The following is a 22,047-nucleotide window of genomic DNA, read 5'->3' on the forward strand; positions in this document are numbered from 1 at the left end:
ATTGCCGGATAGCCGGATAGCCGGATAGCAGCGTAAACGGCTTATCCGGCCTACAATCACGCACTTAACGAGGCCGGATAAGCGCAAGCGCCATCCGGCAACCTCTCATTTAAACAACGTTGACAGCCCACTGCGTCGTTCGGTTCGGGTGGCAATCGCACTGCCAAGAATGCGTTCATCGGCATATAACGACAGGCGGCGACGTGCGCGGGTGACGGCGGTATACACCAGTTCCCGTGTCACCACTGGCGTGCGCTGCGTGGGTAACACCAGCGCGGCATGATCGAACTCCGAGCCCTGAGATTTGTGCACCGTCATCGCCCAGGTCGTTTCATGCTCCGGCAGGCGACTGGGCTGCACAGACTTAATACTGCCATCCGGCATCGCAAACCAGACTCTTAATCCTTGCCCACGATCGAGCGCCACGCCGATATCGCCGTTAAACAAGCCCAGCGCGCTGTCGTTACGGGCAATCATCACTGGCCGTCCTTCATACCAACGGGAATGTGGCAGGCGATAAATTTTGCGCTTTTGCTGCATAGCCAGTTCGATGCGTTCATTCAGTCCGCTTACGCCAAACGGCCCTTCGCGCAGCGCGCACAGCAGCTGGAACTCATTGAATGCCTGAATGATTAATGCCGGCTCCGCGCGCGCCTGAAGCCGTTGCAGATAGTGTTCATAACCTGCCAACGCGTTTTCAAGCATGGCGGTGTAATCTTCACTGCTCTCCAGCGTCCGTTTATCGATATCGCTGAAGCCCTGTTGGAAAATGCCGTTTATCGCCGCCTTGTCACCGCGGTTAATTGCCGCAGCCAGTTGTCCGATGCCGGAATCGCTGCCAAAACGGTAGCTCTTTTGCAGCAGACAAAGACTGTCCCGCAGCATGGCGACTTCTTGACCAGCACCTGCCGGAACGGGCATCCCCGTCAGACGAGCCAGTTGCTGCGCCCGTTCAGGGGTATAGCCCGCATTCACCCAGGCACAGATATCTCCCAGCACCGCCCCCGCCTCGACCGAGGCAAGCTGATCGCGATCGCCGAGGAAAATAACGCGCCCGTGCGGCGGCAACGCATCGATCAAGCGCGACATCATCGGCAGGTCGATCATTGACGCCTCATCCACCACCAGCACATCCAGATGTAACGGGTTGCCCGCGTGATGGCGTAAGCGCTGACTGCCGGGTTGCGCGCCCAGCAACCGGTGCAGAGTGCTGGCATCATCCGGGATGCGTTTCTTTTGTTCATCCGTCAGCGGCAACTGGCGCAGCGCCTTGCCTAAGGACTCTGTCAAACGCGCCGCAGCTTTACCTGTCGGCGCCGCCAGGCGAATACGGCAACGCTCGCCTTCCGCCATCTGGATCAGCGCCGCCAGCAGTCTCGCCACGGTCGTCGTTTTTCCCGTCCCCGGCCCGCCAGAAATCACCGAAATACGGCGGGTCAGCGCCACCGCTGCGGCGACTTTTTGCCAGTTGATTTCGTTTGTCGTCGGGAACAGCGCTTCCAGCGTTTGCGTCAGCAAGGCTTCATCCACCTCAATGGGCCGATTCACCTCGCTAAAGAAATGAGCAACGGTACGTTCGTTGCGCCACATCCGGTTCAGATACAGGCGATCGCCGTGAAGGACCATCGGCGATGGCCGCTCTCCACGACTGACGGCGTCGGAAGCGAGCAGGCATTCCGCCCAGTCCGCCGGTTCGCCTGTCTCACTCAGACAGGCGGCCAGGAGCGGCGGCAGGTCAGCATCCCTCGCCAGTCGGGCGAGCGGTAAACAGACGTGCCCTTCTCCGGCATCCCGACTGAGTAACGCCGCTGCCAGCGTCACGGCGGGTTCATGTTCGCCGGTCACCGCCAGCGCGAATTGCGCATCCAGGGGGCGCAGTTGCTTCTGCTCGACGGCCTCAAGCAAGCGCTTCTGTAGCGTCATGATGCCTCCTCCAGCGCCATACCGGCAAACATCTCGTCCATCCGGGCAATCAACTCACCCGCCGGGCGAGTGGTGTAAATCCCCTGCTGCGGCTGTGTGCTGTCCACACCGCGCAGGAACAGATAAATCACGCCGCCAAAATGGCGCTCGTAGTCGTAATCTGCGATGCGATGGCGTAAATACCGGTGCAGCGCGAGGGTATAGAGCTGATACTGCAAATCGTAGCGATGCGCCTGCATGGCCGCCGCCATCGCCTCTGGGGTGTAAGCGGCGCTGTTTTCACCCAGCCAGTTCGATTTGTAATCCAGCAGGTAATAGCGCCCGTTGTGACGAAATACCAGATCGATAAAGCCCTTCAGCATTCCGCGAACCTGGGCGAATTCCAGTGGCGGACAGCCCGCCGAGAGCGGGTCAAACTGGCGGATCAGCGCATCCAGGTTTTCCGCAATAAGCGGTTGGCTAATGGGCAGATAAAACTCCATCTCGACCTGTTTTTCACGCGCAGACAGTTGGCTCAGGCTGACGCCAGACTCATTAAGCGGCGCATGGAGAATCGCCGTCACCCACGCGGTGATGATCGGTTCCCAGTTGGCATCGTAGCCACCAAGCTCCAGTTTTTCCTGCACCCAGACGGCCTCAACCGGCTGGGTAAAATCGAGATCTTCAAACAGGCTGTGTAAAAATGTCCCCGGCGACGCGCCGCGTGGGAACTGATGCGGCGTCAGTTCCGGCTCCTCAACCACCTCACCGACGCCTGCCGCATCGATGTCCAGTCGCGGCATGAGATCCTGTGCGATGCCGTGACCACGCTGTTGCAGGCCGGAATAGCTGGTCACCCGCCAGTTGTCGCCCGGCGTTCGTTGTACCCGTCGGGCATTCAGAGACGCCTCGCTCGCAACGGCGCCAGGCAACGGCTCCATACTGACCGCTTCCGGAATACGACAGACGATGTTCTCATCACAAACTGCATCTATTGCTGCGCGTAGCCCGGCGGCATCCATCGGTTCGCCTTTTTGTAGCAGACGCCCCAGCGCGCTCTGATGCACATCGGTATCGCCCTTTTTATCGCCACGACGGCGAACCAGAGGCGCAACGCCCAGACTGCAGTGCCAGACTGAACGCGTCAGCGCCACGTACAGTAAACGCAAATCTTCCGCCAGCCTTTCGGCTTCAGCCAGCGCCACGCTTTCGTCCGCCTCGCTCAGATCCAGGACCGCTTCAAACGAGTTGCGGTCATGATAAAACGCCTGATCCTGAACGCGGAAATGAGTAATAAACGGCAGCCAGACCAGCGGGTACTCCAGCCCTTTTGACTTGTGGATGGTGACGATCTGCACCAGATGGCTGTCGCTTTCCAGACGCATTTGCTGGCTGGAGGCATTGCTGTCAGGTTCAAGAATATGCTGCGAGAGCCAGCGCACCAGCGCATGCTCGCTTTCCAGTTGCGAAGCGGCCTCCTGCAACAGCTCACTGATGTGCAAAATATCGGTCAGGCGACGCTCACCGCCCGCTGTTGCCAGCAGGTTCTCCGCAATCTGTCGCGCTGACATCAACGCGCGCAGCATCGGCATCACGCCGCGTTTTTGCCAGATCTGGCGGTAGCCGACAAACTCATCGACCACCTGATCCCAGGCATTTTCATTGCCGTTGAGCATGTCAATGTCGCGTGCGTTCAACCCCATCATTGAAGTCGCCAGCGCGCTGCGCAGTGTATTTTCTTTTTCCGGCGCCATCACCGCCTGTAGCACCCAGAGCATCTCCTGCGCTTCCAGCGTTTCAAACACGCTGTCGCGATTGGAAAGATAGACGGACGGAATCGCCAGTTGTGTCAGAGCATCGCGCACCAGCGCCGCTTCCTGGCGGCTACGCACCAGCACGCTGATATCCGCCGCGCTCACCGGACGCACATCACGACCGCTGATAAGCATCGCCTCTCCGCACAACCCGGCCTTCAGCCAGTCGCGGATCTGCGCGGCACACACCTGCGCCATATGACTTTGATAATCCCCTATTCCGCAGCTTTCCCCTTCCATCAGCCACATCGTCATTGCGGGCTGAGTTTCACCGTGAAATTCAAAACGCAGCGACTGATTTTTTTCAGCGTATTTCACCGGCTGGAACGGGATTTCGCGGAACATGAAGGCGTCGTCCATCTGGCTAAACAGCCTGTTGACGCTGTTCACCATACCTGGGGCGGAACGCCAGTTGGTGTCGAGGGTATAGTGCGCGCTGACCTCACTGCGGGCCTTCATATAGGTAAAAATATCCGCGCCGCGAAACGCATAAATCGCCTGCTTCGGGTCGCCAATCAGTAACAGCGCGGTGTCTGGCTGATGCTGCCAGATACGACGGAAAATACGGTATTGCTGCGGATCGGTATCCTGAAACTCATCAATCATCGCTACCGGGAAGCGGGTACGGATCGCCGCCGACAGCGCATCGCCGCTTTCACTGCGCAGCGCGCTATCCAGTCGGCTGAGCATATCGTCAAACCCCAGCTCACCCCGGCGGCGTTTTTCTTTCGCCACCGTCTCACGGATCTCCGCCAGTGCGCGGGTGATCACCAGATCTCTGAGCGTCAGCGGTTCTGCCAGTAATTCATCAATCGCGACAAACAGCGGATGCTGCGGCACAACGCCGCCTTCTTTGGTTCTGTCCTCAAGGAAACGCTGAGAGAATTTCTCCAGTGCTTCTGGCAACTGGTAGCTTTGCGTTCCGGACTGCGCCCAGGCGCTGATCTTCTCGATCCATTTCCCCTGGTTGCCACGGTTAAATTTACGCCGGTCGATGCCCGAGGCTTCCATCACCGCCTCAAGCTCACCCACCGCGTCACACCACTGTTGCTTAAGCGCATTGATTCGCTGCACGATCTGTTGATGACGGGACGCCAGCGTTTCGTCATCCGGCGGTGGCGCTTTGATAACCGGCGCTTCCCCTTGCAGGTAACGGTTAATATCCGCCAGCAGCGCCTGCGGCCCTTTCCACGTTTCAAACACTACCTGAGCAATTTCACGCGGCAAGGGGTAACAGTGTCGACGCCAGAAATCCGCACAGGCCTGGTAGCGCAGCAATGATTCATCCTCGATCAACTGTTGCTCAAACAACATGCCGGATTCGAAGGCATTCAGACTCAGCATGCGCTGGCAAAAACCGTGGATGGTGAACACCGCCGCTTCATCCATCTGCCTTTCGGCGAGCAGCAGCCACTGAGCCGCCTGCTTTTTATCGTCGATCTCGTCCAGCAGGCGAGCATAAAGGGGATTGTCAGTCGATTCGCGCAGGCAGGCGATACGCAGCTCATGAATATTACTGCGGATACGCCCGCGCAACTCTTCGGTGGCGGCCTCAGTAAAGGTCACCACCAGTAGTTCTTCAACGGTCAGGGGGCGGGGAAAGGCGGATGAACCGCCGAGCCCGAGGAGCAGGCGCAGATAGAGCGCCGCGATGGTAAAGGTTTTGCCGGTGCCCGCAGAGGCTTCAATCAGGCGCTCGCCCGTGAGGGGCAAGCGCAGGGGATCAAGGGACTCGGCGACATCATTCATTCTGTTCTCTCACCAGGGGCAAAGTTTGCTGCAACGCGCTGACGTTGTCCCACACTTTCCAGCCTTCCGGGTGCACATAGTGTGGCTTCCCGTTTTGACCGCCGGAAATCTGCGACAGTACCGCCATGCCTTGCGGCTCGACCACCGCCTGATGGAAGAAATCAGCAAGTTTCTGCGGCGTCAGCTGTTTTATCTGAGCCACAATTTTATCACGTGAATCGAAGCGCATATTGCCGCGATCGAAATCTTTGCTTAATTTCGATGCTTCTTCGCCCAGCGTTTGCGGTGCCTGCAACATCTGCGCGACGATAGCCTGCTTAATCTGGGCGAACTCTTCCGGTTTCATTGCCCGCAGTTTTGCTTCCGCCGTGGGGAAAAACGCCTTGTAGCGATCCCAGAGATACGGCGGCTGTTTATCGCTGCTTTGCAGCAGGAAGCCCATTCCCCACTGGCGTCCGACGCTCATCGGGAAGGCAAACACCGCATACCCTAACTGCTCTTCCGTTCGCAGTTGATTGTAGAACCATGGCTGGACAATCTGGCCCAACATGGCGCTGTAGGCCGCGCTGGCATACTCGTCATAACCGACAGGGACAAAGACTGCCGCCAGCGCGGAGTCAGTACTGCTGCCCGCTTTTTCAAAAATGACCGACTGCTTCTTATCCACCAGCACATCTTTGTTGCGACACCATTCGGAACCGTTCGCCCCCAGCTGCTTCCGGATATCCCGCGCCATCGTGGTGACCTGCGCTTCGCTCATGTTGCCAACCGCCAGAAACTCCGGACGAGCGCCCGTTTTCAACGCGTCACGGTAGGCCATCACCTCTTTCAGGGTGATTGAAGGCAGCAGCGCACGCCGCTCATCGCGGGAGAAATAGGGCACCTGAGAGATCATCTGCACCGGCATAATTGCCTGCTCGTAGGCTTTCCCCTTTTCGGCGGAATCCATCATCTGGCTATACCAGGATTTCGCCTGCTCAAGCTGCTCTTCGGTGGCGGTGTAGCTGAAATAACCTTCCAGCAACGCCTGGAAAAGTTGCGGCAGACGCTGCGTATAGCCATCAGCATTGAGCATTAAGCCATTGTTGGCGTTGGTTGAGAAACCGATACCGCCCACAGCCGCCTGGTTACTTAACTGATCGAGCGCAATTCCCGCCAGATAGTCGTTCAGCGCAAACATGACCTGGTTTCTGGCGCTGTCCATCGCCTGCGGATTACGCAGAATGACGCTCACGTCCGCTTTGGGTTCGCTGGCGAAATGCTGGCTCGGAGCGTATACCACGCGCAGATCGGGCTCATCGACAATCAGCGCCGGACGGTCGTATTTCTTTTCCGGCGTGATCAGCGTGAAATCGTCAGGAATGTAGGGGTTCAGTTCCGGCAGCGACAGGGTTATCTCCCGCGCTTTTTTCTGCCAGTCGCTGAACGTCTGTTCGCTGATTTTATTGACCTGATAAGGCGCATCAACAAAGTAAGCGGTCTTGTTGTGCGGTTCTTTTGGGCTGATGTACCAGATTCGCGCATTTTGCGGCGTCATCATCTCCAGACGCGCCTGAATGGCTTTCGCATCGTATTGATCGGCAATGTTCACTGCGTCCAGAGTATGCTCCACCGGCACGCGGATCATGGTATCCGCCAGCCATTCGACGTAGTCCATATCACGGGTGATCGACGGGTAACGGAAGTCGAGATCAAGCACATGCGACAGCTCGTCAAAGTAGCGTTTATCGACGCCCTTTTCGCGTAACAGATTGAGATAGCTGAAAATAGCCGCAACCACCGCTTCGCGGTTCGCCAGCCCTTTGTCGGTCAGGGTAGCGGAAATGGCTAACACACCGCTGTTGCCGTTGACTACCGGATCGGAGTCCGCGCGAATGCCTTCCACCAGTCCTTGTTTTTGCAGCCAGTCAGAAAGCGTACCCGGGCTACGGTTACCAATCAGATAGGTGATCAGCTCGTCGGTTTTACTGCGAAACTGCGCGCTGTTGTTGTCGATTCGGAACTCAACGCGCAGCACTTTACGCGGCAGCGCAGGAACGTAATGGATGATAACGCCCTTCTGCGCATCGGTGACGACCGGAACGGTAATTTCCGGCTTTTCGAGATTCTTGTTGGGTACTCGCCCAAAGGTCTCTGCAGCAATCTTTGCCAGTTCCGGCAATGGCTTATTGCTGTAGATAACCGCTTTCATCAGATTGGCGGAGTAGTACTTGCTGTGAAAATCGCGCAATGCCTGTTGCACCGGATTCCCCGGTTTGTCGCTTAAGGTTTCCAGGTTGCCGCCGGAAAAACGTGAACCGGGGTGAGCCGGGTTGATGGTTTCCGCACTCACCTGCGCCATTCGCATCCCGTCACGGGTACGCGCCATCGTCAGTTCAGCGTTTACCGCATTGCGCTCACGCTCGGCATATTTTTTATCCAGCAACGGTTCAGCAATGGCATCGGCCAGGCGGTCAACGGCACCGGTAAGCGCGTCGTTTTCCACTTCCAGATAGAACGCCGTGCGGTACGGCGCGGTGCTGGCATTGTGGCTACCGCCGTGCAGTTTGAGGTATTCCGCAAGGCTATCGGCCTGTGGGTACTTTTTCGATCCCATCAGACACATGTGTTCAAGATAATGAGCCAGTCCCTGATGTGCATCGGGATCTTCCAGCGACCCCACGGGCACCACCAGCGCAGAAAGCGATTTCACCGCCTGCGGGTCGGATACCAGCAATACCACCATGCCATTATCCAGACGGACGGCCTGATACTGGCGGGTATCTTTGTCACTTTTACGGATGGTTTCCGCAATGGGTTGCCAACCGGTATCTGCCTGACTTAAGGGCGCCCAAAAGGCGACCAACAACAGTAACGCTTTGAACCAGGTGCTGCGGGGCATTCAAGAACCTCATCATTAACTTTCTTTCTGCGCAAAGACACATTGGATGCTTCTCTGAGCAGGGCAACGCATCATAAAGGAAGCATCAAAATTGCGCAATTTTTATACAATCATCACGACTGATTAAATCTGAAAAGCGGAAGCAGGTAACGTTGTGACTGCAAAATAATGGCCTCATAGGTTTCTGAGTCCAGTTGTCTCCACAGGCGCTGATACCAGATATCCTCGCCTTCGCCACGCACGACCATGTTGCCTTCGTAAGCCTGCATAAACTTCATGCGAGCTTTTTGTCGCGTATCATCGTCATCTAACATGGCATCATTTGCCGCGTCATAACAGGTTTTTATCCACGCGCCGCCGCTTTCCGGTAACACCAGCAGCGGTGCGGACATCCCTTCGCGATATCCGTCAATCAGTTGCGCCAGATACCCCAATGCCTGCTCTTGCTCCAGCGGTGGGAATCGCCACTCTCCGTCTTTTCGCAAAAACAGCCGGCTTTCACCTTTTCCCCCGCAGGCACAATAGACAAGGTGTTCGAGCCAAAGTTGCACGCCTTGTGAAATGCTGATTAACGAAGGCCGCCAGCGCAACAGACCATCTTCCTGCACCTGCGGCAGCCAGCCGGTCAACTGTACGCCGTTGCAGTGCAGATCAACCTCCAGGCTTTGGCTCGGCTGACGACAAGCCACGATCCTGTCCGCCAGCGTCTGCATTTCCTGATGCTGAGCTTCCCAGAGGATATCGCCATAGGCCCCATACGGCAGATCCCCCGCCGCGCGGAAGCGACGGAACAGACGTTCGGCATCATCCTGTTCAACCAGCACATTCAGTAACTGCTGGTTGAGCTGATAACGGGTCAGCCCTTCCAGGGTAAACGGTTCGGTGTCCGGGATCTCTTGCTCTTCGGAGCGGAAATTAACCTGCAGACGCTGCTGGAAAAACGCCCGCACCGGATGCGCCCAGAAGCGCTGCAGCGTTTCCAGACTCAGCGTCTCTGGCATATCAAAGGCTAACGGCTGCACAAAATCGCTATGGGCTTCTCCACGACGGCTTGCCGCTGGTAGCCATTCGCTGGCGTAGCTTTGCTGTTCACCAGGCAGGAAGTTTTGCGCATCGAACGGCATACGGGTATGCAGGCGGGCGATATGCGCTTTCACCCGTTTCTCGCTCTCATCGCTGGTTAACGCCTCGTCACCCGGCAGGTAGTGGCTTTGTCCGATGTAATCGAGCAGTTCCTGCACCAGCACGGAAGGAAAACGTTCGCTGTTATCCTGGATCGAACGCCCGATGTAGCTGATGTAAAGCGACTGCTGGGCAGAAATTAAGGCTTCGAGGAACAGATAACGATCATCATCACGACGACTGCGATCCCCGCGCATGGGTTTCTGACTCATAAGATCAAAACCAAGCGGCGCAAGCTGGCGCGGATAAACACCGTCGTTCATTCCCAGCAGACAAACCACTTTGAAGGGAATGGAACGCATCGGCATCAGCGTACAGATGTTTACCGGCCCGGCCAAAAAGCGCTGACTAATTCGCTCCTGATCCAACCGCTGCGCCAGCTCATCGCGCAGTAGCGACAGCGGGACCGCGTCACCATACTTAGCCTCCATTCCTTCGGCGATGATCGCTTGCCACTGTTGCTCAATCAGCGTCATGGCCGCCTCGGTTTCAGCATCAGGCAGGAAGAAATCGTTGAGCATCTCACGACACACTGGCAGCCACTCTTCCAGTGGGCGTTCCTGTGCCAGGCCACGACGCCAGAGATTAAGCTGCATCAGTAACGACGCCAGATGCCCTACCAGTTCGGCGATGAGTCCGCTGGACTCATCGTAAGGCAGAACGGACTGCCACTCGCCCTGCGCACTTTCCATGGCATAACCCAGCAGCATGCGCGTCAGGCCAAACTGCCATGTATGCTGTCCCGTTGCCGGAAGTTCCAGTTCCCGCACATTGTCGTCATCAATGCCCCAGCGAATGCCTGATTCATTGACCCATAACCGCAAATAACGCAATCCTTCTTCGCTGATATTGAAGCGCGCCGCCAGCACCGGGACATCCAGCAGCGCCAGCACATCCTCAGAAACAAAACGGCTGTCAGGCAGAGACAGCAGGCTGATGAACGCCTGCAACACCGGGTGTGACTGACGCGCCCGGCGATCGGAAATCGCATAAGGCAGATAACGCTCCGCAGGGGCGCTGCCAAAGACGGCCTGAATAAACGGGCTATAGCTGTCGATATCCGCCACCATCACGATGATGTCACGCGGCGTGAGCGTTGGGTCCGCCTCCAGCATAGCCAGCAGACGATCGTGGAGGACTTCGACTTCACGCTGTGGGCTATGACAGACGTGGAAGGTGACGCTGGTGTCGTTTGGATCAAGGCGTCGCTTATTGTCACTGCGGGAATACTCTTCCAGACTCACGCCCGCCACTGCGCGGTTTTCCAGTTCAAGGATATCGGCCTGGATGTTATGCAGCAGGTTATCCGGCGTAATGTCGACAAACGCATCCAGCTCCTGGCTGTTTTCCAGTTCGGAGAGCAGATAAATGTAGTCGCGTCCTAATTTTCCCCACGAAGCCAGCATCGGGTTACCGACATCCTGTTCGCCATCGCCGTTAAACAAACTTTCGGCATTCGCATTGTCACGAAACAACGGAAAATGACGGTCTTCAAAACTATGTCGCCGCTGACGTGCCAGCAGTTTTGCCAGATACGCCGGATCTTTGATGTCGCCCCAGTAGTAGCGGCAGGGATTGGTGAAGAGCAGATGAATATCGATATGTTTACCGAGCGCCTGCAGCGCCTGTAGGTATACAGGTGGCAACGCGGAGATCCCGCAGATAAACACACGAGAAGGGAGTTCTGGCGGGCAGCGGTCAGCGTTTTCGAGGGTCTGGATAAACCGTTGATAGAGATTGGCACGATGCCAGCGCGGCTGCCCCAGCGCATCAGTATATTCCACCAACGCCTTCCACAGCGGCGCCTGCCAGCATTGCGCCTCTCCCAACCCTTCAACCGTTCGCCCCGCTTCCCACTGGGTTAGCCATTCCGGTCGGTACACCAGATACTGATCGAAAAGATCCGCCGCGCGCGACGACAACTGAAACAACTTACGTTTATCAGTATCGTCCGTCAGATAGTGGCGTAGCAGCGCGAAGTCGTCATGATCCAGCAGTTGCGGGAGCAGCGTCATCAACTTCCAGCTCATGCTTTGTTTGTTGAAGGCACTCTCTTTGGGGATCTCCGGCAGTACGCGGACGAACATATCCCAGATAAAACTGGCCGGAAGTGGGAATTCTATGTTGGCGGCAATACCAAATTTCTGCGAAAGGGTCATCTGTAACCACTGCGCCATCCCGGTACTCTGCACCAGAATCATTTCCGGCTCAAAAGGATCGTCCAGCCGCTCGCGCTCGACGATGAACTCCATCAATGCTTCCAGCACATCCAGACGGTTTGAGTGGTAGACCCTTAACATAGAGACTCCTGGCAACTAACGGTTTGGACAGTGCAGGCGTGTCATTTTTCCCTGCCTGCCCTGAGGTGAAGATAGCGTAACGCTGATGCTGACACATCCCGCCTGCGTTGTCTGCATCCGGTTAACCTGCCAGTTAACAGGTGGCGAAAACGAACGCAGTTGCGTCTGCTGCCAGCCCTGCCGCCAGAGCTGCAGGTACTGGCCCCTGATGAAAAAAACTGTTCATCAGCGCGCGCTGGTATCCGGAAAGCGCCGTCACCACCATCACCATGAGAACCATTGCCAGTATCACCTCTGGCAAGCTAAACCCGCGCTGGCGGCTCAGGGGAGCTGGCATAGCGCAACCTCCCGTAGCGGACAGAAATCGCTCCAGCCATGAAGAGAAAAGACGACGCTTTCCTCCTGTTGCTCACCTTCTCGCCATATGGAGGTTCCCTGATAGCTGGCAATAAGCAAAGCGCGACTGTTGGCGAGTCTGCGCAGGCAGACGGGGACATTGACTTCCCCGTAGTACCGACACGGTTTATCCGAACTTATCGACCATGGCTGCATCCTGCCCCACTCCATGGCTGACTGTACGACAGCCTGGCGTTGCAGAGCCTGACTTTCTATCGTCACCCGCGAAGCAAAACTGCTCTGCTGCTGGTTAACACCCTGCAACAATAGGCTGCCGAGGACTAACAGCAACAGAACCAGCGCCAGAGAGGAGACGCCCCGTTCGCGGTTCATAAATTAAAACCGGTAACGCTGTAGCGCGCATCGACCACGGTTTGCGGATCCCCCCGGCTTGCGCCGCGCAGATGTATGGTCAACTCGGGCGCAAAGCCCGCGATATCCTGAGGCACAACTTCAAATGCCGTAATTTGTACGACGTCAGGATCGGTCATTTTATCCCATCCTTTTCCACTGCACGTTTTGGCGCCGCGCTGCGTCTCCAGCACGTTGTCATTCAGACGAAACCCGGTTTGTTCAGCCTCCTTTACCGGTTCGCGTTCCCAGACGCCATTCGCGTTGGCGTCCCACTGAACGATGACACACTGTCCCGCGTTGGTAATGTTTACCCCATCACCACTACAGCTACCGTGGCAATATCCTGCGCGCTGGAGGTGCTTCGCGACGGTGTACACCTGCTGCCACACGTCATCCTCCAGCGCGAGTTTGCGGGTCTGCTGTAAAATATCGCGCTGTAACGCCGGTAAAAAACGAGCGGCGCCCAGCAACAGCACGCTGCTTATCGCCATCGCAATCAGCACCTCAAGCAGAGAAAAACCGCGTTCACTCACCGACAACCCTGGGTATCGTCGCGCTCGCACAAGCGGATGCGTCCCCACGGCGAAACCACCACCCGCCATTCGCCTGTCGCATTTTTCAGGCGGATATTCCCCGGCCACGCGGTGTTGCGCTGACCATAAAACGCCAGTGAAGCCGTAATCCCGACGAGGTCGACATCGCGCCAGAGCGGCACAAAAACGAGCGCAGAGCGCGGCGTACAGGTATTTCGTGAGGCTGTCGAACTGACAAGACACCATGACGCGTCCTCCCTGATGGCGGTAATGATGTGATCGCGGTTATGCCAGTTGGCATCCTCTCGTAGCTGCAGCAAGAAATCGCGCAGCTGACAGGCGGTCTGCCAGAGGTGTTGCTGTTGCTGCCACTGCTGCCAGCCGTAGAGTCCTGTTGCACTCAGGCTGATAATAATAAGCATCGCGACCAGCGTTTCGATGAGCGTATAGCCCTGCTGTGTATTCATGGCGGCAGTATGACGCGTCGGGAGGTTAACACGAGGCGAGAATTCAGCTTTTTCGGCGCGTTACGAAAGAAATTTATCCTGTTACAGCAGGTTGCATCATTTCAGGAACCCGTACCGAAAAACCAAAATTAGGGTAAAAAAAACCGACGCGCAGAGGCGTCGGCTATGACAGGATAAACCCCGTTTAGATAGCAACCGGCGCTTTTATCCCCGGGTGCGGGTCGTAACCCTCGATTTCAAAATCTTCGAAGCGGTAGTCGAAGAGGGAATCAGGTTTACGTTTAATCACCAGTTTCGGCAGCGCGCGCGGTTCGCGAGTCAGTTGCAGATGCGTCTGCTCCATGTGGTTGCTGTACAGATGCGTATCACCACCGGTCCAGACGAAATCGCCGACCTCCAGATCGCACTGCTGCGCCATCATATGCACCAGCAACGCATAGCTGGCGATGTTAAACGGCAGGCCGAGGAACACGTCGCAGGAGCGCTGATACAGCTGGCAGGAGAGTTTGCCGTCCGCAACATAGAACTGGAAGAACGCATGGCACGGCGCCAGCGCCATTTTGTCCAGTTCGCCGACGTTCCACGCCGAAACGATAATACGGCGCGAGTCGGGATCATTTTTCAACTGGTTCAGCACCGTCGTGATCTGGTCAATGTGGCGACCGTCCGGCGTTGGCCAGGCGCGCCACTGTTTGCCATACACCGGGCCCAGGTTGCCGTTTTCATCTGCCCATTCGTCCCAGATGGTGACGTTATTTTCGTGCAGATAGGCCACGTTGGTGTCACCTTGCAGGAACCACAGCAGCTCGTGGATGATGGAGCGCAAGTGGCAACGTTTTGTCGTCACCAGCGGGAATCCTTCCTGCAGGTTAAAACGCATCTGATGACCAAAAATGGAAAGCGTTCCGGTTCCGGTACGGTCGTTTTTCTGTGTGCCTTCATCCAGCACTTTTTGCATCAGTTCTAAATACTGTTTCATGGTTCCTCAGGAAACGTGTTGCTGTGGGCGACGGCGATAGGCCCAAACCATCATGATCACACCAGCGACAATCATCGGAATCGAGAGGATCTGTCCCATGCTGATGTACTGTACCCATTCACCGGTGAACTGCTGATCCGGCTGACGGAAGAATTCAACAATGATACGAAACGCACCGTAGCCAATCAAAAACAGCCCTGAGACTGACCCCATCGGACGCGGTTTACGAATAAACAGGTTAAGAATGATAAACAGCACTACGCCTTCGAGCGCCATCTCATAGAGCTGAGACGCGTGGCGCGGTAGAGAGCCGTAGGTATCAAAAATAGATTGCCATTGCGGGTTGGTTTGCAGCAACAGAATATCTTCAGTGCGCGACCCTGGAAACAGCATGGAGTAAGAGAAATTCGGGTCGACACGCCCCCACAGTTCACCGTTGATAAAGTTGCCCAGACGCCCGGCCCCCAGGCCAAACGGGATCAGCGGCGCAATAAAATCAGAGACCTGGAAGAAACTGCGCTTCGTGCGTTTGGCGAAAATGATCATCACCAGAATCACACCAATCAAACCACCGTGGAAGGACATGCCCCCATCCCAGACGCGGAACAGGTACAGCGGATTATCCAGGAACAGCGGGAAGTTATAGAACAGCACGTAGCCAATACGCCCCCCGAGGAAGACCCCGAGGAAACCTGCATAGAGTAAGTTTTCGACTTCATTTTTGGTCCAGCCGCTGCCCGGACGGTTGGCTCGGCGCGTCGCCAGCCACATCGCGAAAATGAAGCCAACCAGATACATTAAGCCGTACCAGTGAAGTGCGACGGGTCCAATTGAGAAAATGACCGGATCGAATTCCGGAAAATGCAGATAGCTACTGGTCATCTGTCACCACAAGTTCTTGTTATTTCGCTGAAAAAACTCAGCGAGCGATATGCGCACCCACTGCTTACAGGCGCTCCAAAGGAGCGAATGATAGCATACGAGGTTCTGTGAGGCTGTCGGGAAGATGTAAAAGATCTGTATAGCGCTTTTACAACCCCCCGCGAATCAGGCCGCCCATGCCGCGACGCTCCATAAACGCCGCCACCTGATGGCGCACTTCCGTTGCCAGTTGCGCCTCAAGGCTGCGTTGGGCAAGGATTTTTGCCTCTTCGTAATCAATGCGGCGCAGCAGGTATTTTACGCGCGCCACGGAACGACCGTTCATTGAAAGATGGCGGAAACCCAGTCCAATCAGGATGGTGACACACATCGGATCGCCCGCCATTTCGCCGCACACGCGCAGGTCAATATCACTGCGCTCGGCTTCCTGCGCAATCATCGACAGCGCACGTAACATCCCCGGATGCAGACTGTCGTAGATGCTGGCAACGCGCGTATTGTTGCGATCCACCGCCAGCACGTACTGGGTCAGATCGTTAGTCCCGACGGAGATAAAGTCGATACGACTCGCCAGATTCGGCAGCATAAAGACCATCGACGGCACTTCCAGCATGATGCCGATACGCGGTTTCGGGATCGCATACCCAATCATCTCTTCCACTTCGCGGCCCGCACGTTCAATCAGGCGGCGCGCTTCATCCACCTCATCAATACTGGTTACCATCGGCAGCAGAATACTCAGGTTGCCCGTCGCCGCATTGGCGCGCAGCATCGCCCGCACCTGGACAAGGAAGATCTCCGGCTGATCGAGCGTAATGCGGATCCCCCGCCAGCCCAGGCAGGGATTCTCCTCGCTGATTGGCATGTACGGCAACTGTTTGTCCGCGCCAACGTCCAGCGTTCGCAACGTCACCGGCTTGTCGTTAAACATCTGCAACATGCCCTGATACTGCGCCACCTGCTCCTCTTCAGAAGGGAAACCGCTTTGCAGCATAAAGGGGATTTCGGTGCGATACAGGCCAATGCCGTCAATACGACTGCCCAGCTTTTCTTCATGCTCCGGGCTGAGCCCCGCGTTCAGCATAACTTTGACCCGCTCACCGCTTTTCAGCTGTGCGGGTAAATTGACGTCATCTTCCGCCAGCCGGCTAAGCTCATTCTCTTCGCTGATAAGCCGCTGATATTCCTGGATCAATACCGGTTCAGGATCGACCAGCAGCTCACCGCGGTAGCCATCCACCACCAGCGTACGCCGGTGCAGCACCGACGGCTGAATATCGGCGCCCATCACGGTGGGAATGCCCAGGGCACGGACCATGATCGCGGCATGGGAGTTGGCCGCCCCGTCGCGCACAACAACGCCCGCCAGCCGGTCCTGCGGCAGTTCCGCTAGCGTCGTGGCGGAGAGTTCGTCAGCCACCAGCACGAAGCGTTCTGGCCACGCATTTGGCCCTTGTATGGAATCATCGAGATGGAACAGCAGGCGTTGGCCCAGCGCACGCAGGTCGCCCGCACGCTCTTTGAGATAGTTGTCGCTCAGCGCGGCAAACTGTTCGGCAAACTTTTCGATGATCGTTTTGACCGCCCACTCCGCCACCGAGCCGTTATCGACCTCGGTAAACAGCTCACGTCGCAGACGGGCATCGGAAAGCAAGTGCGAATAGAGATCGAATATCGCGGCGGTCTCTTTCTGTGCGCCAGCGGCAAACCGCTTGCTGTAACGGCGAAACTCATTTGCCGCCTCTTCCAGCGCGCCGGTGAGGCGCTCACGCTCCAGAGCGGGATCCAGCGTCGAGGCCTGATATACCTGCTCCATCAGCGGTAGCGTCGCATCCTGCCAGCCTTCGGCGATCGCCACACCCGGCGCCGCCGGTAGCGCGCGAATACGCGTCTGGCGATACTGGCCGAACAGGGCGGTAAGCTGAGATTGTGACAGGATCGCCGCCATCTGCGTGGCGAGCGTCACCAGGAAAGATTCTTCGCTTTCATCGTACTGGCGCAGTTCGCGCTGCTGTACAACGAGGACACCCAGCAGTTGACGACGCTGAATGATTGGCACCCCAAGGAAGGCGCGAAAGCGTTCTTCTTTTACCGAGGGGATGTATTTAAAACTGGGATGTTTTTGCGCATCAGCGAGGTTGATAGGTTCCGCCAGCCTGCCAACCAGGCCGACGATACCTTCATCAAACGCGAGTGCGACAGTACGACCGCGCGGTTTTTTAAGCCCCCGCGTCGCCATGAGGTAATAACAACGCCGGTCATGATCGGCCAGATAAACCGAGCAGACCTCTGTATCCATCGCAAGACAGATGTCAGTAACCAGAATATTCAGCGCTTCATTAAGACGCGGAGCACTGGCCACCTTTTCGACTATTTCGCGCAGGCGGGTGAGCATAATTTGCGTGGCTTAACCTCTTTTACGTCGATAAGCAGGTGTATTTTGCGGCTTCGGCGTCGCTTCCTGAAGCGCCATCACAACACTTGCGAACTCTTTCATCACCCTGCGGTAGACATCGCGTTTAAATGAAACCACTTGCCGGACCGGGTACCAGTAACTTACCCAACGCCAGCCGTCAAACTCAGGAGTGCTGCTGGTTTGCATATTGATTTCCGCGTCCCCGCTCATCAACTGCAAAAGAAACCACTTTTGTTTCTGGCCGATACACACCGGCTTTGTATCCCAACGCACCAAACGTTTCGGTAACTTGTAACGCAACCAGTTGCGAGTAGAGGCAAGGATTCGCACATCTTTACGGCTTAACCCTACTTCTTCAAACAGTTCCCGGTACATCGCCTGTTCTGCTGATTCTCCTGGATTTATCCCACCCTGTGGGAACTGCCAGGAGTGCTGACCAAACCGCCGGGCCCACATCACTTGCCCCTGACGATTACAAATTACGATACCTACATTTGGGCGGTAGCCATCGTCATCAATCACCGGACTACCTCAACATAAACCTTATATGAGAATGATTGTTTCACACTCCTGACAGACGGTAAACCACTGAGTTACGGCGGTGTGCATCTAATAACAATTGAATAACTCACAGTTAAAGACAAAGTTATAAACAGACACTCACCCATTTGGGCGATTTTATTCACCTTTTCTGTGGATAGAGTTGTGAAGAAGTACGGAATTACTCCGGGAAAACCCGGAACAGTCCGAATAACCAGGCGATAGAGTGAAAAAAATATTTTCTTTTATTCATGAGCTTACTGGCTACTTTCAGTGATAACCAGGCAAAAAAGTGATAGCCATCACACTGAGGATCTTCAGGCTGATGAAAGATCGAACAGCGCCGACTTTATCCACAGATTGTGCCAATAAGTTAAACACAAATTGTGTGAAAATTCGATTTTCGTCGCACGTCAAGGCTGTAAATCGAAACAGTAGTCGAGGTTTTTCACAGTTATCCCATCTTTCTGTGGATAACATGGTGTAAGATCCTGTTTAAATTCAGTGACCAGAAATGGAAAACCCATTCTTACGTTGCGCAACACGTGACATCAGAAACTAAAAACCAATATAAATCATGGCATTGAATATCACATGTGGAAAACGATAAACTTCTTTCTCACGGTATAAAATCCTTGTTCATTTTTTCACCTAAGGTGTGACGCCATGTCCGGACTCCATCCTTTACGCTTTCCACCGGAATCTGAAGCCCTTCTGCTCCAGCAAGCGCAGCAGCTTTCGGGCTATTCGCTGGGCGAACTGGCGGCGATGGCAGGTATTGTTGCACCGAACGATCTCAAGCGGGACAAAGGCTGGATCGGCGTGTTGCTGGAACTCTGGCTGGGGGCCAGCGCCGGAAGTAAGCCTGAACAGGATTTCGCCGCATTAGGCGTCGAGTTGAAAACCATTCCTGTGGATAGCCTCGGGCGGCCGCTTGAAACCACCTTTGTCTGCGTTGCACCGCTGACCGGAAACAGCGGCGTGACGTGGGAAACCAGTCACGTACGGCACAAACTGAAGCGGGTGCTGTGGATCCCGGTGGAAGGCGAGCGCAGCATTCCTCTCGCACAGCGGCGGGTGGGATCGCCGGTACTGTGGAGCCCTGATGAAGAAGAAGATCGTCAGTTACGGCTCGACTGGGAAGAATTAATGGACATGATTGTGCTCGGTCAGGTTGAACGTATCACCGCCCGCCATGGCGAATTTTTACAACTGCGACCGAAGGCGGCAAACGCCAAAGCGCTCACCGAGGCGATCGGCGCCCAGGGCGAGCCAATACTGACGTTGCCGCGTGGGTTCTACCTGAAAAAGAACTTCACACGTGCCCTGCTGGAACGCCACTTTTTGTTACAACAGCGTTAGACTTTCGCCTGGTGTCCGGGAAGCATATAATTAGCGTTTCTTTTTTTGGCAGGACTTTGTTCAATGTTATTTGCATGGATAACCGATCCTAACGCCTGGCTTGCGCTCGGTACGCTGACGCTGCTGGAGATCGTGCTTGGGATCGATAATATTATTTTCCTCTCTCTGGTGGTGGCAAAACTCCCGACTGCGCAACGTGCGCATGCCCGTCGTCTCGGTCTGGCGGCGGCGATGATTATGCGGCTGGCGCTGCTGGCCTCCATCGCCTGGGTGACCCGGCTGACCAATCCGCTGTTCGAGGTGTTTGGTGAAGCCATTTCCGCCCGTGACCTGATCCTTCTGCTCGGCGGATTGTTCCTGATCTGGAAAGCGAGTAAGGAGATCCACGAATCCATTGAAGGTGAAGAAGAAGGGATGAACATGCGCGTCACCTCCTTTCTGGGGGCCATCGTGCAGATCATGCTGCTCGACATCATCTTCAGTCTGGACTCGGTGATCACGGCGGTGGGCTTGTCCGATCATCTGTTCATCATGATGGCGGCGGTGGTGATTGCCGTTGGCGTAATGATGTTTGCGGCGCGTCCTATCGGCGAGTTTGTCGACAGACACCCCTCCGTGAAGATGCTGGCGCTGTCGTTTCTGATTCTGGTGGGCTTCACCCTGATACTGGAAAGCTTCGACGTTCACGTGCCGAAGGGTTACATCTATTTCGCCATGTTCTTCTCGATTGCGGTCGAGAGCCTGAACTTGTTACGAAACAAAAAGAACCCACTGTAATTGCCCTTTTCGCTCCCTGCGGGGAGCGAATATCTCACCTTTTCTCCTCTCAGATTAAGATTTTCCTGCTTTTCCTGCCCACAACTTCAGGTTATTACTAGACTGTTATCAGACGCAGGCCACGTGAGGATAAATGGATGAAAAAATGGGCAGTGATAATTTCCGCAGTAGGACTGGCTTTTGCTGTTTCCGGCTGTAGCAGCGATTATGTCATGGCGACCAAAGATGGTCGGATGATCCTGACCGACGGCAAACCCGAGATTGATGACGATACCGGTCTGGTGAGCTACCACGACCAGCAGGGCAACGCCATGCAAATTAACCGCGACGACGTTTCTCAAATCATTGAACGTTGAAGGTTGAGGTCAGCCGCGCTGCTGGCCTTAACAATTTTTCTTCCCTTTTTCCCTTCCCTCAGCCATTTTTATAATCCTTATGTCGTGATTATAAAAAGGAAACGGCTATGCAATATCACCGTATACCCCACAGCTCGCTTGAAGTCAGTACACTGGGGCTGGGCACAATGACGTTTGGTGAACAAAATAGCGAAGCCGACGCACATGCACAGCTCAACTATGCCGTTGCCAACGGCATTAACCTGATCGACGTGGCCGAAATGTACCCGGTCCCGCCACGCCCGGAAACCCAGGGTTTCACCGAAACTTACGTCGGAAACTGGCTGGCCAAATATGGCAATCGAGAAAAGCTGATTGTCGCCTCTAAAGTTAGCGGCCCGTCGCGCAATAATGACAACAGCATTCGCCCGAATCAGGCACTGGATCGTAAAAACATTCGTGAAGCGCTGCACGACAGTCTGAAACGTCTGCAAACCGATTATCTGGACCTCTACCAGGTTCACTGGCCGCAGCGCCCGACCAACTGTTTTGGCAAGCTCGGCTACAGCTGGAGCGACGCCGCACCGGTGGTGTCGCTACTGGATACGCTGGATGCGCTGGCTGAGTTCCAGCGGGCGGGCAAAATCCGCTACATCGGTGTCTCGAATGAAACGGCCTTTGGCGTGATGCGCTATCTGCATCTGGCGGATAAGCATGACCTGCCGCGCATTGTCACCATCCAGAACCCTTACAGCCTGGTCAACCGCAGCTTTGAAGTGGGGCTGGCGGAAGTAAGCCAGTACGAAGGCGTTGAACTGCTGGCCTATTCCTGTCTGGGATTTGGCACGCTGACCGGAAAATACCTGAACGGCGCGAAACCTGCCGGTGCGCGCAATACGCTGTTTAGCCGCTTTACCCGCTACAGCGGTGAGCAGACGCAAAAAGCCGTGGCGGCGTATGTCGATATCGCCAGACGGCATAACCTCGATCCGGCGCAGATGGCGCTGGCGTTCGTTCGTTATCAACCGTTTGTTGCCAGCACACTGCTTGGCGCCACCACCATGGAACAGCTGAAAACCAACGTCGAGAGCTTGCATCTGACGTTAAGCGAAGAGGTGTTGGCAGAGATTGAAGCGGTGCATCAGGTTTACACCTATCCCGCACCGTAACAGAAGCGC

The 22,047-nt window shown here is 55.7% G+C and carries 15 protein-coding genes and 1 pseudogene; 4 read left to right on the forward strand and 12 right to left on the reverse strand.

The window, feature by feature from the left end; translation table 11 throughout:
- Positions 1–105: 105 nt before the first annotated feature.
- The 12 genes and pseudogenes from recD to rppH form a co-directional block, all read right to left on the reverse strand.
- Entirely contained in the window at positions 106–1,923 is a 1,818-nt protein-coding gene (gene recD, locus AL479_RS04240) for an exodeoxyribonuclease V subunit alpha (protein ID WP_061075175.1), read from the reverse strand.
- Positions 1,920–5,465 carry an exodeoxyribonuclease V subunit beta gene (gene recB / locus AL479_RS04245; protein WP_061075176.1) on the reverse strand — a complete coding sequence of 1,182 codons (3,546 nt, stop codon included), beginning with the start codon at positions 5,463–5,465 and terminating at the stop codon, positions 1,920–1,922. The genes recD and recB overlap by 4 nt, the downstream gene beginning before the upstream one ends.
- Positions 5,458–8,346: a pitrilysin gene (gene ptrA / locus AL479_RS04250; protein WP_061075177.1), complete on the reverse strand. Its 2,889-nt coding sequence runs from the start codon at positions 8,344–8,346 to the stop codon at positions 5,458–5,460. The genes recB and ptrA overlap by 8 nt, the downstream gene beginning before the upstream one ends.
- Before the next feature lie 113 nt (positions 8,347–8,459).
- Positions 8,460–11,828: an exodeoxyribonuclease V subunit gamma gene (gene recC / locus AL479_RS04255; RefSeq protein ID WP_061075178.1), complete on the reverse strand. Its 3,369-nt coding sequence runs from the start codon at positions 11,826–11,828 to the stop codon at positions 8,460–8,462.
- A gap of 15 nt (positions 11,829–11,843) precedes the next feature.
- Positions 11,844–12,165 (reverse strand): annotated as a pseudogene (locus AL479_RS04260) (prepilin-type N-terminal cleavage/methylation domain-containing protein).
- Complete coding sequence (locus AL479_RS04265) at positions 12,150–12,557, reverse strand: DUF2509 family protein (RefSeq protein ID WP_061075179.1); 408 nt, start codon at positions 12,555–12,557, stop codon at positions 12,150–12,152. Before AL479_RS04265 ends, AL479_RS04260 begins: the two are co-directional and overlap by 16 nt.
- Positions 12,554–13,117 (reverse strand): prepilin peptidase-dependent protein, encoded by a 564-nt coding sequence (locus AL479_RS04270; RefSeq protein ID WP_061075180.1) that lies wholly within the window; start codon positions 13,115–13,117, stop codon positions 12,554–12,556. The genes AL479_RS04265 and AL479_RS04270 overlap by 4 nt, the downstream gene beginning before the upstream one ends.
- The gene (locus AL479_RS04275) at positions 13,108–13,578 is read right to left on the reverse strand and encodes a prepilin peptidase-dependent protein (RefSeq protein ID WP_061075181.1); all 471 of its coding nucleotides are present in this window, start codon (positions 13,576–13,578) and stop codon (positions 13,108–13,110) included. The genes AL479_RS04270 and AL479_RS04275 overlap by 10 nt, the downstream gene beginning before the upstream one ends.
- 184 nt (positions 13,579–13,762) lie before the next feature.
- Positions 13,763–14,557, reverse strand: a complete 795-nt coding sequence (gene thyA / locus AL479_RS04280; RefSeq protein ID WP_061075182.1) for a thymidylate synthase — start codon at positions 14,555–14,557, stop codon at positions 13,763–13,765.
- Between the two features lie 6 nt (positions 14,558–14,563).
- Positions 14,564–15,439: a prolipoprotein diacylglyceryl transferase gene (gene lgt, locus AL479_RS04285; RefSeq protein ID WP_102603653.1), complete on the reverse strand. Its 876-nt coding sequence runs from the start codon at positions 15,437–15,439 to the stop codon at positions 14,564–14,566.
- Between the two features lie 148 nt (positions 15,440–15,587).
- Entirely contained in the window at positions 15,588–17,834 is a 2,247-nt protein-coding gene (gene ptsP / locus AL479_RS04290) for a phosphoenolpyruvate--protein phosphotransferase (RefSeq protein WP_061075183.1), read from the reverse strand.
- A gap of 12 nt (positions 17,835–17,846) precedes the next feature.
- Positions 17,847–18,377, reverse strand: coding sequence for an RNA pyrophosphohydrolase (gene rppH, locus AL479_RS04295; protein WP_042999471.1), 531 nt, complete (start codon positions 18,375–18,377; stop codon positions 17,847–17,849).
- Between the two features lie 684 nt (positions 18,378–19,061).
- Between rppH and mutH the strand changes: the two genes are divergently transcribed.
- From mutH to AL479_RS04320, 4 genes are all read left to right on the forward strand, one after another.
- Complete coding sequence (mutH, locus tag AL479_RS04305) at positions 19,062–19,757, forward strand: DNA mismatch repair endonuclease MutH (protein ID WP_061075185.1); 696 nt, start codon at positions 19,062–19,064, stop codon at positions 19,755–19,757.
- Positions 19,758–19,820: 63 nt separating this feature from the next.
- Complete coding sequence (locus tag AL479_RS04310) at positions 19,821–20,534, forward strand: TerC family protein (RefSeq protein WP_061075186.1); 714 nt, start codon at positions 19,821–19,823, stop codon at positions 20,532–20,534.
- Between the two features lie 137 nt (positions 20,535–20,671).
- Complete coding sequence (ygdR, locus tag AL479_RS04315; RefSeq protein WP_000758655.1) at positions 20,672–20,890, forward strand: lipoprotein YgdR; 219 nt, start codon at positions 20,672–20,674, stop codon at positions 20,888–20,890.
- 107 nt (positions 20,891–20,997) lie between these two features.
- Positions 20,998–22,038, forward strand: coding sequence for an NADP(H)-dependent aldo-keto reductase (locus AL479_RS04320; RefSeq protein ID WP_061075187.1), 1,041 nt, complete (start codon positions 20,998–21,000; stop codon positions 22,036–22,038).
- The last annotated feature ends 9 nt before the right edge of the window (positions 22,039–22,047 follow it).

The organism is Citrobacter amalonaticus (genome assembly GCF_001559075.2).
GTDB lineage: Bacteria > Pseudomonadota > Gammaproteobacteria > Enterobacterales > Enterobacteriaceae > Citrobacter_A > Citrobacter_A amalonaticus_F.

What these genes read in the sequence shown, in the direction of transcription:
- recD (WP_061075175.1), bottom strand. Translation starts at nt 1,923, where the DNA reads ATGACGCTACAGAAGCGCTTGCTTGAGGCCGTCGAGCAGAAGCAACTG.
- recB (WP_061075176.1), bottom strand. Translation starts at nt 5,465, where the DNA reads ATGAATGATGTCGCCGAGTCCCTTGATCCCCTGCGCTTGCCCCTCACG.
- ptrA (WP_061075177.1), bottom strand. Translation starts at nt 8,346, where the DNA reads ATGCCCCGCAGCACCTGGTTCAAAGCGTTACTGTTGTTGGTCGCCTTT.
- recC (WP_061075178.1), bottom strand. Translation starts at nt 11,828, where the DNA reads ATGTTAAGGGTCTACCACTCAAACCGTCTGGATGTGCTGGAAGCATTG.
- AL479_RS04265 (WP_061075179.1), bottom strand. Translation starts at nt 12,557, where the DNA reads ATGAACCGCGAACGGGGCGTCTCCTCTCTGGCGCTGGTTCTGTTGCTG.
- AL479_RS04275 (WP_061075181.1), bottom strand. Translation starts at nt 13,578, where the DNA reads ATGAATACACAGCAGGGCTATACGCTCATCGAAACGCTGGTCGCGATG.
- thyA (WP_061075182.1), bottom strand. Translation starts at nt 14,557, where the DNA reads ATGAAACAGTATTTAGAACTGATGCAAAAAGTGCTGGATGAAGGCACA.
- lgt (WP_102603653.1), bottom strand. Translation starts at nt 15,439, where the DNA reads ATGACCAGTAGCTATCTGCATTTTCCGGAATTCGATCCGGTCATTTTC.
- ptsP (WP_061075183.1), bottom strand. Translation starts at nt 17,834, where the DNA reads ATGCTCACCCGCCTGCGCGAAATAGTCGAAAAGGTGGCCAGTGCTCCG.
- mutH (WP_061075185.1), top strand. Translation starts at nt 19,062, where the DNA reads ATGTCCGGACTCCATCCTTTACGCTTTCCACCGGAATCTGAAGCCCTT.
- AL479_RS04310 (WP_061075186.1), top strand. Translation starts at nt 19,821, where the DNA reads ATGTTATTTGCATGGATAACCGATCCTAACGCCTGGCTTGCGCTCGGT.
- ygdR (WP_000758655.1), top strand. Translation starts at nt 20,672, where the DNA reads ATGAAAAAATGGGCAGTGATAATTTCCGCAGTAGGACTGGCTTTTGCT.
- AL479_RS04320 (WP_061075187.1), top strand. Translation starts at nt 20,998, where the DNA reads ATGCAATATCACCGTATACCCCACAGCTCGCTTGAAGTCAGTACACTG.